Annotated in this window: 11 protein-coding genes; 8 read left to right on the top strand and 3 right to left on the bottom strand. The window is 68.6% G+C overall.

Features of this window, described 5'->3' with window-relative positions; translation table 11 throughout:
- Nucleotides 1-9 precede the first annotated feature (9 nt).
- Entirely contained in the window at nucleotides 10-1,665 is a 1,656-nt protein-coding gene (locus G3M62_RS13530) for a M61 metallopeptidase family protein (protein ID WP_165187820.1), read from the bottom strand.
- Between the two features lie 195 nt (nucleotides 1,666-1,860).
- On the opposite strand from G3M62_RS13530, the gene G3M62_RS13525 reads away from it, so the two are divergent.
- Genes G3M62_RS13525 through G3M62_RS13510 form a run of 4 tightly spaced genes read left to right on the top strand, consistent with a single transcriptional unit; the run spans nucleotide 1,861 to nucleotide 6,889 of the window.
- A complete protein-coding gene (locus G3M62_RS13525) occupies nucleotides 1,861-3,381 on the top strand; it encodes a S10 family serine carboxypeptidase-like protein (RefSeq protein ID WP_165187818.1) in 1,521 nt (506 codons plus the stop codon).
- Between the two features lie 11 nt (nucleotides 3,382-3,392).
- Nucleotides 3,393-4,616 carry an MFS transporter gene (locus G3M62_RS13520; RefSeq protein ID WP_165187815.1) on the top strand — a complete coding sequence of 408 codons (1,224 nt, stop codon included), beginning with the start codon at nucleotides 3,393-3,395 and terminating at the stop codon, nucleotides 4,614-4,616.
- Nucleotides 4,617-4,631: 15 nt separating this feature from the next.
- The gene (locus G3M62_RS13515; protein ID WP_165187813.1) at nucleotides 4,632-5,852 is read left to right on the top strand and encodes an aminotransferase class V-fold PLP-dependent enzyme; all 1,221 of its coding nucleotides are present in this window, start codon (nucleotides 4,632-4,634) and stop codon (nucleotides 5,850-5,852) included.
- Nucleotides 5,849-6,889, top strand: a complete 1,041-nt coding sequence (locus tag G3M62_RS13510) for an ornithine cyclodeaminase family protein (RefSeq protein WP_205691862.1) — start codon at nucleotides 5,849-5,851, stop codon at nucleotides 6,887-6,889. Before G3M62_RS13515 ends, G3M62_RS13510 begins: the two co-directional genes overlap by 4 nt.
- 4 nt (nucleotides 6,890-6,893) lie before the next feature.
- Here the strand turns inward: G3M62_RS13510 and pdxR are convergent, their stop codons facing one another.
- The gene (gene pdxR, locus G3M62_RS13505; protein WP_165187811.1) at nucleotides 6,894-8,330 is read right to left on the bottom strand and encodes a MocR-like pyridoxine biosynthesis transcription factor PdxR; all 1,437 of its coding nucleotides are present in this window, start codon (nucleotides 8,328-8,330) and stop codon (nucleotides 6,894-6,896) included.
- Nucleotides 8,331-8,524: 194 nt separating this feature from the next.
- On the opposite strand from pdxR, the gene G3M62_RS13500 reads away from it, so the two are divergent.
- From G3M62_RS13500 to G3M62_RS13485, 4 genes are all read left to right on the top strand, one after another.
- Entirely contained in the window at nucleotides 8,525-9,187 is a 663-nt protein-coding gene (locus G3M62_RS13500) for a peroxiredoxin (protein WP_165187809.1), read from the top strand.
- Between the two features lie 37 nt (nucleotides 9,188-9,224).
- Nucleotides 9,225-10,259 (top strand): MBL fold metallo-hydrolase, encoded by a 1,035-nt coding sequence (locus G3M62_RS13495; RefSeq protein ID WP_165187807.1) that lies wholly within the window; start codon nucleotides 9,225-9,227, stop codon nucleotides 10,257-10,259.
- Complete coding sequence (locus tag G3M62_RS13490) at nucleotides 10,256-11,248, top strand: AraC family transcriptional regulator (protein ID WP_165187805.1); 993 nt, start codon at nucleotides 10,256-10,258, stop codon at nucleotides 11,246-11,248. The genes G3M62_RS13495 and G3M62_RS13490 overlap by 4 nt, the downstream gene beginning before the upstream one ends.
- 180 nt (nucleotides 11,249-11,428) lie before the next feature.
- Nucleotides 11,429-15,835 carry an autotransporter domain-containing protein gene (locus tag G3M62_RS13485; RefSeq protein WP_165187803.1) on the top strand — a complete coding sequence of 1,469 codons (4,407 nt, stop codon included), beginning with the start codon at nucleotides 11,429-11,431 and terminating at the stop codon, nucleotides 15,833-15,835.
- 120 nt (nucleotides 15,836-15,955) lie between these two features.
- On the opposite strand, the gene G3M62_RS13480 is transcribed toward G3M62_RS13485, so the two are convergent.
- Nucleotides 15,956-16,984, bottom strand: coding sequence for a phosphatidylinositol-specific phospholipase C domain-containing protein (locus tag G3M62_RS13480; protein WP_165187801.1), 1,029 nt, complete (start codon nucleotides 16,982-16,984; stop codon nucleotides 15,956-15,958).
- Between the last annotated feature and the right edge of the window lie 94 nt (nucleotides 16,985-17,078).

Raw genomic sequence — 17,078 nt, 5'->3', positions numbered from 1 at the left:
TGCTCCGGGTCACGACTTGCAACTGGCGTCGTCAGGCGCCCCGGGGATGCGTTCCCACTGGTAGGCGTCCACCGCCTCGCCGCGCGGCAGGTAGGTGAGGGGGAAGGTCTTGCCGTCGCGCGTCACCTGGACGGTGAAGGTGCGGCTCACGTCGCCCTGCAGGGCGTCCATGGCGATGCCGTAGGCGATCTTGTCGCCGTTGCGCAGCCCGGCCTTCTCGGCCTCGCCGCCGGGCTTGAGGTCTTTGACGATCTTGTCGGGACTGACGATCGAGCTGGGATCGAACCCAAGGTCGAAGCGGCGGATCTTCTTGACCACCCGATGGAAGCAGGGGCCGAAGTCGCTCGATTCCGGAACGATCCACTCGCCGGCCATCATGGCCTGATGGACCTTGGGACCGTCCTCGCCGATCTCCTTGCGGAGCATGTCGAGCCAGATGTCCAGGGTGATCGGCTGGTTGGTGCGGGCCCGCATGACCATGGCGCGGACCAGATCGTCGATCGAGCGCTTGCCGCCCGAGGCGCGTTTGATCTTCCCGTTCAGCACGGCGAAATACATCATGCCGCGGTCGTAGGGCAGGACCCGGATGCGGGTGTCTTCCCAGAACCGGGGCTGCACCTGATCCTCGGGCACGTTGTACATCGGGTTGGTGAAGTAGCGGCTGGCGGTCTTGTTGATCCCCGCCAGATACTGGTCGGTGGTGAACAGGCCGGCGCGCCAGGGCAGCAGCTCCTGATAGAAGACCGCGTCGCCTTCGTCGTACCAGTTGCCCAGGTCGTTGGCGGTCCAGGTGTGGGTCATTTCGTGACCCAGGATGCCCTTCAGGTTCTCGCCGGTGACGCCGGTTCCATAGGTGGCCAGGAACGAGTGCGGGAAGGCCGCGCCGCCGCCGGCGTTCATCGGGTTCAGGCGCAAGAAGACGCGGTAGGGCGGCTCCTGCGTGTCCTGGAAGAACTTGCTCATCCAGCTATGAAGTCGGGCGGTCCAGGCCATGGAGTCGGCCGGGTCGAACGGAGGCGTTCCGGTCCATACCGCCGAGAACACCCCGTGGTTCACGCGCTTCACCGTGCCGGCCATCAGGACGACGCGATCGAGCCGGTTGATCGGACCTTCCGGCAGATCGATGTCGCCGTCGCCGTAGCTCGACACGCCCAATGCGCCGGGCGTCATCTTCGACAGATCCCAGTGCAGAGCGATGCGATAGGCGCCCTTGATGTTAGGCTGGGCGACGATGGACGGGCCCTGGCCCGACAGGCCGTCGCCGTCGATGCGCAGGTTGATCGGCGGTCCGCCGGCGATCGGGGTCTTGTTGGTCAACGGCAGATGATAGCTGACCTTCAGGTCGCCCTTTACCGCGCGCCCCGCGAGCCACTTGCCGCCCTTGGCCGTCAGCGGCACAGGGCCCTGGGCGTCGACGGCGGTCATGGCCTCGACGTCCTGCGTCGTGCCAAAGCCGGGGGTGAAGGTGGCCAGGGTGACGACGGGTTCGCCGGCCGGAATATCGACGCCCTCGATGGTCATCGCGACGTCGGCGACGCCGGTGTTCTCCGCCTGGCTGATTTTGCCGGGGCTGATCGTCACACGCCACAACGGCGCGGCGGCATGGGCCGCGCCTGCGCCCACCAGCAGGGCCGTCGCCCCGACAGCCGCGAACCATTTCGACATTCGGATACTCCCCCATGCGGCGCCTCGCCGACAAGGTTCGGCGAGACCTCGGCTCATCGCCGTCCCTGCAGAGCTAATACGTGCCACCCGACGGAATCCCGGTGGCGCCTTCGCCATTTGGCGCCACGTGCGGGTTTGGCCGCGTCCCGCGTATTAGGTCCGATCGACCGATCTTCGTGCTCACGGGGGCGAGCAGTGATTTCACGTCAATTTCGACAGCGCGGCTTTCTGCGTGACCTGGCCTTGAGCCTGATCGCCTGCGCCGTGTCGGCGACGACGATCGCGGCGCGGGCCCAGGACGCCGAGCCTCCGACGGCGATCACCCGCCATGAGATGAGCGTGCAGGGCCGACGTCTGGCCTACACTGCCGAGGTCGGCCGCATCGCCATCAAGGACGTCGCCACCGGCGAGCCGCTTGGTCGCTTGTTCTACGTCGCCTACCGGGCGCCGGCGAAGCCGGGGACGGTGCGACCGATCACCTTCATCTGGAACGGCGGGCCGGGCGCGGCCAGCGCCTCGCTGAACTTCGAGGGCTTCGGCCCCAAGCGCATCGAGGGCGAGGCCCTGGTCGACAACGCCGACACTTGGCTCACCGACAGCGATCTGGTGTTCATGGACGCCATGGCCGTCGGTTTCTCGCGGGCGGTGACCCCGCAGGCGCAGGAAGCCTTTACCAGCATCGTCGGCGACGCGGCCGCCACCACCGAGTTCATCCGGTCCTGGCTGCTTCAGCACGGCGAGGAGGACAGGCCGGTCATTGTCGCCGGTCAGAGCTACGGCGCCGGGCGGGCCGGTTCGGCGGCCTACATGTTGCTCAAGCGTGGATTGAAGGTTCGCGGCTTGGCGCTGATCTCCAACACCCAGGGCCTGCCGCGCTATGACGACGAGGCCCTGCTCGGCGACGCCATGCACATCGGCGACTATGCGGTGGCCGCCCTCTACTACAAGAAACTGCCCGCCGATCTGGGCGTGACGCCCGAGGCGGCGCGGGCCAACGCCGAGGCCTGGGCGCGGGCGGTCTACATTCCCGCCCTGCGACGGCTGAGCAGCCTCTCGGAGGACGAGAAGGCCGCCGTCATCGCCGAGCTGGCCCGCCGCATTGGCTTGGCGCCCAAGGATATCGATCCCGAGACCCTGAGCCTGACCCAAGGCCACTTCCTGGGTTCGCTCGTCCCCGGCCGGCTGCCGTACTATCTCGATTACCGCAAGCTGACGCCCTACAAGACGCCGTCCCTGGCGCTGGGCGTTCGCTATATGCGCCACGACCTGGGCTATCCGACCGACCTGCCGTACTTCGGCTCCGAGCCCATCGACGATGGCTTCGCCCCAAGCGGAACCTATCCGCCGCCGGTCAACAGCAGCTTCCTGCATTCCAATGTCTATGGCGCGACGCGCGCCCAGGTCGACGCCGTCCAGGCCGAGTTCGGCAAGAGCGGGCGCATCGGCATGGGCAGCTACGGCCCGCGCCTGCCGGGCGCCGCCGAGGCCATGGCGCTCAGCCCCCGCCTGCGGGTGATCGTGCCGCACGGAGCCTATGATCCGCTGGGCGGATGTTCGATGGACGCCGAGCGCGGCCGTCGGATAGCCTCGCTCTATCGCGAGGCGGTGACCATGCGATGCTACCTGGCGGGTCACGCCATCTATCGGGACGCACCGGCGCGCGCCCAGTTCGCCGCCGACATGCGCGCTTTCATGCGCGCCGCCGCCCAGCCTTGAAAGGAACGCCGATGAGCGCCTCGCTCCAAGACGTCGCCGTCCGCCGGCGCGGATCCTCGACCATCTTCATCTGCTTCCTGGCCGCTCTGTTCGAAGGGGCCGACATCGTCTCCATGGGGCTAGCCGCGCCCTCCGTGGCCCGGGCTTTCCACTTCAACCCGGCGCAGATGTCCTACATCCTGACCGCCGCCGTGCTGGGGCTGATGGCTGGGGCGGCGGCGGGGGGACGGCTGGGCGACCGGATCGGCCGCAAGTGGGTGGTGGTCAGCGCCTTCGTGGTGCTCGGGGCGTTCTCGATCCTCACGGCTCAAGCCGGTGACCTGAACCAGTTCATCGTCATCCGCTTTCTGTGCGGTCTGGGCATTGGAGCGGCCTTTCCCAACCTGATCTCCATCGCCGCCGAGGCTGCGCGGCCCGATCGCCGCGCCACGGGCGTGGGCCTGATGTTCGCCGGTCAGCCAACGGGCGGCGCTCTGTTGGGCCTGTTCGTCGCCAGCCAGGCGGGACGTCTCGACTGGACCCATATCTTCTACATTGGCGGGGCGGCGCCTCTGCTGCTGCTACCGGTGCTGATCTTCCTGCTGCCGGAGTCGGCGGCCTTCCGCGCCGCCAAGAGTTCGGCCCTCACCTCCAAGTCGTCGTCAGCCGCCTTCGCGCTGTTCGGAGAGGGGAGGGCCACAATCACGACGTTGCTGTGGATCGCCTATGGTTTCACCCAGGTCATCGTCTACCTGTTGAACAACTGGCTCCCGACCCTGATGGTCGCCAAGGGCTTCACGCCCCAGCAGGCTGGTCTGATCGCGGCTTTCGAGAACGGTGGCGCGGTGCTGGGTTGCATTGTCCTGGCGATGATCACCGACAAGGGGCGGTTGCGCTCGCTGCTGGTCGTCACCTACCTGGCCATCGTCGTCGGGCTGTGGGCGATGGGCGCCGCGCAAGGCTTCTGGCCGGTGGTCGCCGTAGGCGTCGTGGTGGGCTTCTTCGCGATCGGCGGCCAACTGGTGCTCTACACCCTGGCGCCCGGCTACTACCCGACCCTGGTGCGCGCCACCGGCGTCGGCTCGGCGGTGTCGTTTGGCCGTCTGGGCGGCGTCGCGGGGCCGCTGGCGGCCGGGAAACTGCTGGCCCTCGGCCTGGCTCCGGCCGCCGTGCTGCTGGCGGCGGCGCCCTGCGCGGCCTTGGCCGGCCTGGCCGCCGTCGGCCTGACCTTCATCCGCAGGCCCACCGAACTCTAGAAGGGAGGCGTCGACATGCGAACCTCGCAACCCAGCCGTCGCGTCCTGCTGGCGGGCGTGCTGGCCGCCGGTCCGGCGACGGCCGCGTCCCTGCAGACCTCGGTCGCGCCCAACTCTTCGTCGGTCTTGGACGTGCGCGCCGACTTCCCGATCGTTGAGACCGGCCGCGCCTTCCTCAACGCGGCCTACATCACCCCCAGCCCGCGCCAGGTGGCCGCCGCGGCGGCCGCCTTCGCTGAGGCCAAGGCCACGCGCCCGATGGAGGTCGGCGAACTTCTGCATGGCTGCGAACGCGTGCGCGGCCAGTTCGCGCGGCTGATCAACGCCTCGCCCGACGAGGTCGGCCTGCTGTTCTCCACCGCCGAGGGCGAGAACGTGGTCGCCAATGGCCTGGAGCTGAAGCCGGGCGACAATGTCGTCATCGACGACCTGCACTACGATACCGAGTTCGTGCTCTACCGCCGCCTGGAGAGGACTCGGGGCATCCAGCTGCGCATCGTCCGCAATCGCGGCGGCGTGGTTGAGGCCAAGGACTTCGAGCCGCTGATCGACGATCGCACCCGCTTGGTCTCGGTCGCCTGGATCTCGCACCGCAACGGCTTTCGCCATGAGATGCGCCCCCTGTGCGATCTGGCTCATGCGCGCGGCGCCCTGGTCTATGCGGACGCCGTCCAGGCGGTCGGGGCGGTGGCCGTGGACGTAAAGGCGGCCGACGTCGATTTCCTGTGCGCCGGCGGCTACAAGTGGCTGCTGGCCGGGTGGGGCGTCGCGCCGTTCTACGTGCGCCGCGAGCTCTCGCAACGCCTGGCCCTGGATCGTTACGGCGAGTTCCACGCCGACCACGAACTGCCGGACGGCGACTTCCAGATCGACGCCACCGCCCGCAGGTTCGACTATTCCAGCCGTGCGTTCGGCGAAGCTCACGCCCTGAGCGCCGGCCTGACCTATCTCGACGGCGTCGGCGTCGCGCGCATCGAGGCCCACACCGTCGGCTTGGCGCTGGACCTGCAGAAAGGCCTCGCGGCCCAGGGCCATCGCCTGGTCACGCCAATGGGCAATCGCGCGCCGATCGTCGCCTTCGAAACCGCCCAGCCGATGGACAAGGTTCGCGCCGCCTTCGCCGCCGCCAAGGTCGACGTCACGGTGCGCGGCGGCCGGGTGCGCATCGCGCCAGCCTTGTTCAACACGGCCGACGACATCGCGCGCTGCCTGGCCGTGACGCGCGGCTTGGCGTGAACCGCGCAACCGACACCCCGAGGGCCGACAACGCCATGCAGATCATCGACGCCGAAACGGTCCGTCGCAGGCTCACCTACGCCTTATGCATCCCGCTGGTGCGCGCGGCGATGACCGCCTTCTCGGCCGGCCGTACGCGTCAGCTGCTGCGTTCGATCATCCCTCTTGGCGACGGCCACATGTTCGGGATCATGCCGGGCGCGCTGGGCGACGACGGGGTGTTCGGCGCCAAGCTGGTCAGCGTCTATCCGGAGAACTTCGCCAAGGGGCGCCCGTCACACCAGGGCGTCGTGGTCTTATTCGATCCAGCCACCGGCGCGCCGACCTGCGTGGCCGACGCCGGGGCCATCACCGCCATCCGCACCGCGGCGGCCAGCGCCGTGGCCACCGAAGCCTTGGCGCGGGACGACGCCGGGCGCCTGGCCGTGCTTGGCTACGGCGAGCAGGCCGCCGGCCACATACGCGCCATCGCCCTGGTGCGGTCGGTCACCGAGGTACGGGTCTGGGGCCGCGACGCCGTCCGGGCCGAAGCGTTCGCCGCGGAGATGACGGCCGCGACCGGTCTGCCGGTCGTGGCGGCGCCGAGCGTCCAGGCCGCCGTCGACGGCGCTGACATCGTCTGCACCTGCACCAACGCCGCCGAGCCGATCCTGCTTGGCCGATGGCTCACGCCGGGCGTGCACGTCAACCTCGTCGGATCAAGCGTCGCCGGCCCCGTCGAAGTCGACGACGATCTCGTGGCGATGTCGCGCTTCATCGTAGACAGCCGCGCCGGCGTGCTAACCCAGGGCGCGGAGTTTCTGCGCGCCAAGGCCACGGGCCGGATCGGCGACGATCATATCGCGGGCGAGATCGGTGAGGTGCTGAGCGGCGCCATCGCCGGTCGTGAATCCCGTGAGCAGGTCACCGTCTACAAGTCCCTGGGCCACATCGTGCAGGATCTTGCCGCGGCCAGCGCTATTCGTCAGGGCGCCGATCGGGCCGCGCTCGCTTCGTCCAAGGCGTCCGTGAAGTCGCTTCGCGGGTGCGGAGACTAGACGCCTAGCGCTCTTCCGCCAGAAGGGTCGCCAGGATCTCGACGCCAGCCGTCAGGCCTTGCTCGTCCCAGGCGGCGTAACCCAACAGGAAGCCCTGACGTCCTTCCGCTACGCCAGCGTGGGTCGAGAGCGGGTCCAGGTCAAGGCCTCGTGTCGCAGCGAAGGCCGCGAAGGCCACGTCCGATTCCCAGCCTCGCAAAGGGGCGTTCAGGACAGCCACCAGATGCATGCCAACCTCTTGGGGAGAGACCGTCAGCATATCGCCAAGCCGCGCTTCGAGCGCGGCGGCGAGCGCCAGGCGCCGCGCGCCCATTCGCTGACGCAGGGCGCGCAGGTGTCGGGCCAGGCCTCCGCCGGCGATGAACTCGGCCAAGGCCGGCTGCGCGGCGGTGGCGACAGGCGTCCCGTCGCGGGCGCGCGCCTGGATCAGGCGAGCGATCAGGGATGGCGCGCCGACGATGTAGCCCAGCCTCAGCCCTGGAAAGGTGACTTTTGAAAAGCCGCCGATCGCCAGCACCGTTCCGCCTTGGTCCAGACTTGACAGGGGCGCGACAGGCCGGCCGGCGAACCGGAGTTCGCTGTCGTAGTCATCGGCGATGACGATCGCGCCGGTGTCCCGCGCCCAGTCGATCAGCGCCACGCGCCGCGGAAGGCTGAGCGGCGCGCCCGAAGGAAACTGACGCGACGGCGTGACCAGGGCGAACCGCGCCTCCGGAGCCAGGCGTCGGCCGGCCGCCACGTCCAGGCCCTCGGCGTCGACCGGCACGGGAACAACCGCCAGTCCTTCGCGCCGCAGCGTCTGGCGCGCACCGATATGGCCCGGGTCCTCGACCCAGATCCGTGCGCCCGGCGCCCCCAGGGCGCGTGTGATCAACTGCAGGGCGTCGGCGTTTCCGCCCGTGACCAGCACATGCTCGGCTGTGCAGTCCAACCCTTGCAGGGCGCGCAGATAGCCGGCGATCGCCGTCCGCAACGACGTGAGGCCCGCCCAGTCGTCGAAGCCGGCGGCCGCCTCGCCCTCGCGTCGCCAGCCTCGCGCCATCAGCCTGGCCCAGGTCCGGACCGGAAACAGCGCCGAGGCCGGGGCGTCGGGGTCGAAGGGGCGCCCCCGCGATGTGGGCGCCTTGATCTCGGGCTTGGGAATCGCCGTCGGTGCGCGCCCAGGCTTGACCGGCCGAACCACGCCGGGCGCGCGCCTGTTCAGGGCGCGGACGTAGTGACCCGAACCCCGTCTAGATTCCAGATAACCTTCAGCCGAAAGTTGATCGTAGGCCGCCAGAGTCACCGTGCGCGAAACGTCCAGTTCGATGGCCAGCTTGCGGCTGGACGGCAGCCGCGCGTCGCCCGCCAACTGCTCCTGCAGAATGAGGTCGCGAATCCGCAGGTAGAGTTGACGCCCCAAGGGTTCCAGCGCGGCGCGGTCCAGGACTACCGACAGCAAGGTCGCATTCGCGCCGGCGGTGGAGGCAGCAGCGCGCGAAGGTAAAGTGGTCATCTCCATTGTGCTAAAAGTGGGTATTTCGCATAGCCACACAAGTCTCTAAAGCGAGGCTTGATACACGCCAGGGTTAGCCCATCGGCCTGTGGATAGCGCGGTTGCGATCGCCACGCCCTTCTGGAACGGAGACCGACCTCATGTCCCTGCGGATCAATTCCGAGGCCCCGAACTTCACGGCCAAGACCACCCAGGGCGACATCGTATTCCACGACTGGATTGGCGACAGCTGGGCCATCCTGTTCTCGCACCCCAAGGACTTCACCCCGGTCTGCACGACCGAGCTGGGCTACATGGCCGGGCTGAAGCCGCAGTTCGACAAGCGCAACACCAAGGTCATCGGCCTCAGCGTCGACCCGATCGAGAACCATGCGCGCTGGGCCGCCGACATCGAGGAAACCCAAGGTCACGCGGTCAACTACCCGATGATCGGCGACACCGACCTGAACGTCGCCACCCTCTACGACATGCTGCCGGAAGGCGCGGGCGTCACCTCCGAGGGCCGGACCGCCGCCGACAACGCCACGGTGCGCGCGGTGTTCATCATCGGCCCCGACAAGAAGATCAAGGCGATGCTGATCTACCCGATGACCTCGGGCCGTGACTTCGACGAAGTGTTGCGGCTGCTCGACTCCTGCCAGCTGACGGCCCGCCACACGGTGGCCACGCCCGTCAACTGGCGTCCGGGCCAGGATGTGATCATCCCGCCCAGCGTCACCGACGAACAGGCCCGGGCGAAGTATCCAGACGGTTGGAAGACCCTGAAGCCGTACCTCCGGGTCGTCGCCCAGCCCAAGGCCTGACCCGTGAACGCCATCGCGCGACAGGGGGAGGGTTGAGATGATCTTCGAACAGATCGTCGCGGGCGGTTGCCAATCGTATCTGGTCGGCTGCCCTGACACGCTGGGCGCGGTGTTGATCGATCCGGAGATCAGTCAGATCGATCGCTACCGGGCGCTGGCCAACCGCGATGGCCTGCGGGTCCGCTATATCGTCGATACCCACACCCATGCCGACCACTTCTCGGCCGCCCAGCAACTGGGTGAACTGCTGGATGCGCCTACGGTCATGCACGCGATCAGCCCCGCGCCTCATGCGCGTCTGCGGCTGGATGACGACGACATGCTGATCGTCGGCAACCTGCGGATCAAGGCGCTGCATACGCCGGGGCACACCCGCGATTCCATGAGCCTGGTCGTGCGTGACCGGGTGTTCACGGGGGACACTCTATTGATTGGCGGGACCGGCCGGACCGACCTGCCGACCGGCGATCCGGACCAGCTGTACGACAGTCTGTTCGGCAAACTGCTGACCCTGGACCCGGCGATGCGGGTCTATCCCGCCCACGACTACAAGGGGCGTTCACACTCGACCATTGGGGCGGAGATCGCTGAAAACCCTCGCCTACGGAAGAACGACCGCGCCGCCTTCACCCAGATGATGCGCGACCTGAACCTGGCCGCGCCCACGCACCTGACCGAGGCGCTGCGCACCAACATGACCGGCGGCAAAACGGTCGCCCAACTGCTGGCCGAAGCCACCGCCCAGGTGCCCCACATGGGGCTGGAAGAGCTGAACCGCCGGATCGAGCAGCGCCCCAACGACCTGCTGGTGCTGGACGTGCGCGAGGAGAGCGCCTTCAAGGCCGGCCACATCCCCGGGGCTCTGCACATCCCGCGCGGCCAGTTGGAACTCCGGGTAAACGAGACGATCCCCGATCCTACATTGCGCATCGTCACCTGCTGCGAGTTCGGCAAGATTTCGACCCTGGCGGCGGCCACCTTGCGCAGCCTGGGCTTCATGCGCGCCACCGCCTTGGATGGCGGCCTGAAGACCTGGCGCGAAGCCGGCTATGGCCTGGACACGTCGCGATGACAGCCTCGCCGCAAATCGCCGCGCCCCAGCGAAGCCTGTTCCGTCGTTTCTCGGATCCCGAGGCGATGGCGCTCGCGATCGGAGATATCAATGCCGGCGCCAGTCCCAGTCCGTTGGGGCAGGCTGGACGCCAATTCGAAGGGACCTTGGCCCGCGCGACGATCGGCGGGCTGAACGTCGGCGCGGGCCGCTTCGCCCAGGGCATTCCTCAAGCGGCCAATATCCCCGGCGTTCATACGTTCATGTTCGCCACCGAGCCGGCCGTCGTTCGTCGTGTTTCGGGGCGAAAGCTGCATGGCCGGCATATCTTCCACTTCCGACCGAACGCGCGGACCGTCACCAGTTCGCCGCAGGACATGCCCTGGGCCTTCGGCATCATCACGGTTCCCTTCGATCTCATGGCCGAGCAGGGGCGGGGCCTTTGGGCGACCCAGCCCGAGGTTCCGCTGGACGAGGACCGGATGTTCGTCGCGCCCGCGCGCGAGATGGAGGCGCTGGTCGGTCTGATGGGCGACGTCTCGGGCGTGATCCAGCAGACGCCTTGGGTCATCGACGAACCACGGCCGGCCAAGGCCTTGTCCGGCGCACTCATGGACAGCCTGCTGGCCTGTCTCTCCCAGGGTCTGGTGAAACCGGACCGCGCTGCGATCGGACGGCATCGCCAGATCGTCGCCCGTTTCGAGCGCGCCCTTGAGGAGCGTCCGGAGGACATGCTGTCGCTGAGCGGCATCTGCGCGGCGATCGGGGTGGCGCAGCGGACACTGAACTTGGCCTGCCTGGAGTTCCTTGGAGAAGGTCCGGTTCGCTACGCGCGCAATCGCCGACTGGATCTCGTGCGCGCCGAGCTGCTGGCGTCCGATCCAGCCGACAGCCCGGTGACGACCAGCGCCATGCGCTATGGCTTCTGGGAGCTGGGCCGCTTTGCCCAGGCCTACCGGCTCCGCTTCGGCGAGCGTCCCTCCGAGACCTTGCGCCGGAACATGCACTGACCTTGGTCCGCCTCGGCCGTTCATGCCGGGATCGCATAGTGCGGGGCCTCTCGCCCATGGCACGTGATGGCCAAACAGGCAGTCGGGGGCGACTGCGACTCCTCAGAGATCTCGGCGCTCGACGCCTGCCCCCAGTCATCAATGACGCCCGGGTGAAGCGGGCCAGTAGCAGGTACGACGGTGCAGCAGTTTTCGAAAGTTCGAGTCATCCGCAATTCGGTCTCGCTGGCGGTGCTGGCGCTGGCGGTTGGCCTGGCCGCTCCGACGGCCCAGGCCAGGCAGATCACCCGGGGCGGCGGCGATGGCTCGGGCAGCGGCTCCTTCACGCCCCTGGGCGGTATCGCCGGCGGTGGCGGTGGCGCCTCCGACGTCCCGGCCTATGGCGGTTCGGCCGCCGCCACGCCGACCGGTTCGGCCGAGGCCGGCGGCAATGGCGCTCAGCCCGGGGGGCAGCCCGGCGCGCTGAACGACCTCTCGGCTGGCGGCGGCGGCGGCGGCGACAGCACCGTTGGCGGCGATGGCGGTCTTGGTTCGCAGGTCGCCGCGACCGGGCCCTATGGCCTGACCGCCGACTTCATCGCGACGGACGGCGCCAATGCCGCCGACGGAGGCGGTGGCGGCGGCGGCGGCGGGCTGGTGCTGACGGGGACCAACGTCCAGGTCACGACCGAAGGTTATGACGTCAAGGGCGGTGGTGGCGGCGAGGGCGGCAGCGGCAGCGGTGGCGGTGGCGGCGGTGGCGGCGTCGGGCTGGTGCTGCTGGACGGCGGCTCGGTGACCGTCAACGGCGGCGCGGGCGGTTCGGGCAGCGCCATCACGGGCGGCGCGGGCATGGCGCTCGGCAACGGCGGCGCGGGCCTCTTCCTCTACAACGGCGGTTCTCTGGACGTCCAAAGCGGCACGATCACGGGCGGGGCCGGAGGTACGTTCAATAGTTGGGGTGGTGCCGGCGCGGCCGGCGTGCTCAGCAACCTGGGAACCATCACCAACGCGGGGACGATCACCGGCGGCGAGGGCGGCTACGGCTATTCGAACGGCGGCGCGGCCGGCATCGGCGTGATCGCCTGGGGCGGCGCGATCGAGAACAGCGCGACCGGCCTCATCGCCGGCGGCGTCGGCGGGGAAGGGAACGGCAACTTCGGCGGGATGTATTCCGGGGCCGGCGGGGCGGGCATCGTCTTCACCGGTGGCCAGCCGGGGCTGCTGGTCAACGCCGGGACGATCCAGGGCGGGGCGGGCGGCCCGGCTTCCAACGCGATCCAGCGGGGCGCTGGCGGCAGGGGCGTGGTCGGCGCCAGCACCGGGTCCACCACCATCATCAATTCAGGCACGATCATCGGCGGCGTCAGCGTGAGTTTCCAGCGCGCCTACGCGATCCAGCTGTTCGGCAGCGACAACCGTCTGGAGCTTCACGCGGGCTCGTGGATCCGTGACATCGTGATGGTGTCCGGCGGCGGCTCCAACAACGTGCTGGCCCTGGGCGGCGCGGACGACGACACGTTCGACGCCATGCATATCGGGTCGGACGGATCCGTTGACGGCTACGGCTACATGGGCTTCGACACCTTCGAGAAGCTGGGCGCTAGCACCTGGACCCTGACGGGCACGGGCAATCAGACCTGGTCGGTGCTTGAAGGCGTGCTGAAGGGCGACAGCGACAGCCTGGCCGGCAGCGTGGTCTTCGGTACCGGCGTGGGTAGTCGCGGCGTCGTCTTCGACCAAGCGTTCGACGGCGTCTATCACGGACAAATCTCCAGCGGTGGCGCGGTGACCAAGACGGGGGCGGGAACACTGACCCTGACCGGTGAATCCGCGTCGAACTGGACGATCTCGGGCGGCGGCGTGGTCACCGCGGGCGGCCTTTTCGGCAGCGACGCGTCGATCGGCTCCGGGGCGTTCCTGACCCTCGACCAAAGCACGGACGGGGCCTACGAGTTCGTGCTTTCGGGTGCGGGCGAGTTCCGAAAGGCCGGCTCCGGGAAGCTGGTGCTGACCGAAGACTCCTCGGCCTTCACCGGCGCCACGACCGTCGGCGCCGGAACCCTGTCGGTCAACGGCTCGCTGGCCGGTTCGACGATCACCGTCGCTTCCGGCGCGACGCTGGGCGGTTCGGGAACGGTGGGCGACACCACGGTCCAGAGCGGCGGTCACCTGGCTCCCGGCAACTCCGTCGGTTCGCTGTCGATTGCCGGCGACCTGACCCTTTCTGCGGGCTCCAATCTCGATGTCGAGCTGGGCGCGCCCGGCGCTTCAGCGGCCTCTCCGGGCGTGAGCGACCGCATCGTCGTCAGCGGCGACCTGGCGCTGAACGGCGTGGTCAATCTGGCGCAGAGCGCGAACTCGGCCGATGGCGTCGCTGGCCTGGGCTACTATCGCCTCATCACCTATGGCGGCGCCCTGACCGCCAATACCGCCGTGATCGGCTCCACGTCACTGATCACCCCCTTGGGCTACACGTTGCTGGCCGGCAGCGGGAGGGTCGATCTCTTTGTCGGCACGGCTGTCGGCGACGACACCTTGCAGCAATGGCAGGGCGGCGATGGCGTCTGGAGCGCCGCCAGCACGCAATGGCTGAACCAGGGCGGCGGCGTGCCGGCAAGCTGGGCGGGCCATAACACCGTGTTCAAGGACGCTGGCGGTTTCACCGGCGGCCGGATCACGATTGAGGGCGCGCAGAGCTTCCAGGGGCTGCAGTTCGTCGATGAAGGCTATGTGCTGACGGGGACTGGCCAGTTGGTCACCGCTTCGGCGGGAAGCGAGATCCGCGTGCTGGCCGACAAGGCCACGATCGACGCGGCGATCACCGGCGCGGGCCGGGTCATCAAGACCGAGGCCGGCGTCCTGATCCTGACGGGAGCCAACAGCTACTCAGGCGGGACCTCCATCCAGGCGGGGACGCTGCAGATCGGCGCCGGCGGGGCTTTGGGCTCGATCGTCGGCGATGTTGTCGACAACGGCGCCCTGGCCTTCAACCGATCGGACGCCATCACCTTCGGCGGCGTCGTCAGCGGTTCGGGCGTCATCCGCCAGATCGGGACGGGCAAGACCGAACTGACCGGCGCCTCCGGCGGCTTCGCCGGCTCGACGCGGGTCGAGCAGGGCACGCTGGCCGTGAGCGGCTCGCTGGGCGGTACCCTGGAGGTCTGGTCCGGTGGTCGCCTGCAGGGCGGCGGCACGGTGGGGACCACTGTCGTGTCCGGCACGATCGCGCCCGGCAACTCGATCGGCACGCTGAACGTCGCCGGCGGCGTCACCTTCAAGCCGGGCTCGGTCTTCGAGGTCGAGGCGAACGCGGCGGGGCAGTCGGACAAGATCGTCGCGTCCGGCGTGGCCGTCCTCCAAGGGGGAGCTGTCAAGGTGCTGGCGGGCGCGGGAACCTACAAGCCGGAGACCAGCTATCTGATCCTACATGCCGACGGCGGCATTTCGGCCGGCGGCAAGTTCGATAGCGTGACCTCCAATCTCGCCTTCCTGGACCCTTCGCTCAGCTACGACGGCAACAACGTCTATCTGCGGCTCCGACGCAACGACATCGCCTTCACCGAGATCGGCCTTACCCCGAACCAGGTCGCGGTGGCCGCAGGCGCTGAAAGCCTCGCCTCGAACAATCTGGTCTTCGATGCCGTGACCAATCTTTCGGCCGATCAGGCCCGTGCGGCGTTCGACCAACTGGCCGGCTCGGACTATGCGAGCACGCGCGGCGCACTGATCCAGGACAGCCGGTTCGTGCGCGACGCGGTGCTCTCGCGCGGCGGCTTGGCTGGCGCCGAGGGCCTGTCGATGTGGGGAAGCGCGTTCGGCGGCTGGGGCGACACGAAGAGTGACGGAAACGCCCAGGGTCATGATCACGACACCCAAGGGCTGCTGACCGGTTTCGATCAGGCCTTGGGTCAACATGTCCGCGCCGGCGTCGCGGTCGGCTACAGTTCCAGCCAGCTGAAGACGACCCAAGCCAAGCACGAGATCGATACTTACCACGCCAGCGCCTACGTCGTGGCCGCTCGCGGCGCGATGTCATTCCAGCTCGGCGGGGCCTATGCCTGGAACGACGTTCACGCGACGCGGGGTGTCGCGTTCGCGGGATTTGGCGACACGCTGTCGAGCGACTATTCGGCGCGCACCTTCCAGATGTTCGGCGAGGTGGCCGTGAAGCGCCAACTGAGCGGGGTCATGCTGCAGCCGTTCGCCGGCGTGGCGCATGTCGCGCTGTTCGACGCCCAAATGAGCGAGACAGGCGGAGCCGCCGCGCTACACGGCGGCGACAGCGACGAGCACGTGACCTATGGATCGCTAGGCCTGCGAGCCCAGACGGCCTTCGACGCCGGAGATCTTGGTCTGCGTCTCACGGGCGCGGCATCATGGCGCCATGCGTTCGGAGACCGCGCGCCGACCATCGATTTGGCCTTCTCGACGGGCTCGTCCTTCAGGACCGCCGGCGTGCCGATCGACAAGGACGCCCTCGCCTTGGACGTCGGCCTCGACGCCGATCTCAGCAAGGCCGTTTCGCTCGGGATCAGCTACTCAGGCAGCTTTGGCGATCGCGCAACGGACCATGGCGCCCGCGCCGTGCTGAACTGGCGGTTCTGACGCTCGTTCGATCAAGCCCGCTTCGAACGACAGCGCCCCAGGTTCGCTTGCGTGTCTGCTCGCAAGCGAACCGCGCCTACGCTGTCGGTCTGGCGCTTCTTCGACGGCTCCCAATTGTGTCTATCGAGGTGTCTTGAACCAGGGCGGCGTCACCACGAACTTCAGCCCCAGCGGGTCGGGCGCGCCAGGATAATAGTCGGTGCTGATGATCTGCGCGCCCGAGCGCAGGGCGGCCTGCAGGCGGCTGAGGTCATGCTGGCGCGCCTCGCGGGTGTCCGCGTCGCTGCGCGTGCGGACCAGGAAGCCCTGGGCGACCAAGTCCTTGATCCGGGCTTCCTCGGCTTTCGGATCCTGGATGTTGAACACGGCGGCTTCGGGCTCGGCGGCGTCATAGAGGCCGAACATCATGCGCCCCTTCAGGGAGGGATGGTTCCGCCGATAGAGCTCGGCGATGCGCGGATTGGAATCCAGCACCAGCAGCACCTTGCCGCGCGAGGCCGTCAGGCCGGGCCAGCGTCCGCTCGTCGCCGCCACGCGTAGCGTGGAAGTGTCGCCACGCAGGTCGTCCGGCGCGACGATGTGGGCGCGGCCGAAGGCCTGGACCGCGTCGGCGTCGATCCCGGCCAGGTCCGCCTCGGTGTAGAGCGGCGGGTTCGGAATGGCGGGACTGTTGAACGGCTCTTCCTTGGTGTTGACGAAGATCACGATCAACTCGTGGTCCGGATGAGCGCGCGACCAGGCGGCGACCTCGCCGAAGCAGTCGGCCAGGGGCAGGCAGTGGGTGCGTGCGTCGACCACGGGAGCGTGCAGGACCTTGGCGCCGGGACGCTTCATGGTCTCTAGCTTGGCCGGATCGTTGAGGTAGGGCGCGGCGTAGAGACCCCCGGCGCTGTCGGCATAGGGGTCGAATTCGACTTGGCGCAGGCCCAGGTTCAGCTGGGCGGTGATCGGCGGATGACCGTATTCGACGCCGGTGGAGCGTTCGCCCATCACCTGCCGCTGATGCGCCAGGGCCGCCGGATCGAGGTCGGGACGATAGCTGTTGTGCGAGCCCAGCACGTGCATGGCGTTGAGGCGGGGCATGTCGGCCGCGTGCGCGCCCAGCGGCGCCAGCAGGACGATCGAAGACAGCAGGGCGGGCAGGCGCATGTGTGACCTCGTCGTGGAAAGGGAAAGGCGGATCGGCGCGCGCGGACGCGCGCCGATCCGAGAGGTAAGGGCGGCCGATGCGGCGGCCGCCCTT

The organism is Caulobacter soli, assembly GCF_011045195.1.
Lineage (GTDB): Bacteria > Pseudomonadota > Alphaproteobacteria > Caulobacterales > Caulobacteraceae > Caulobacter > Caulobacter soli.
This window is presented reverse-complemented; position numbering and strand designations above follow the sequence as displayed.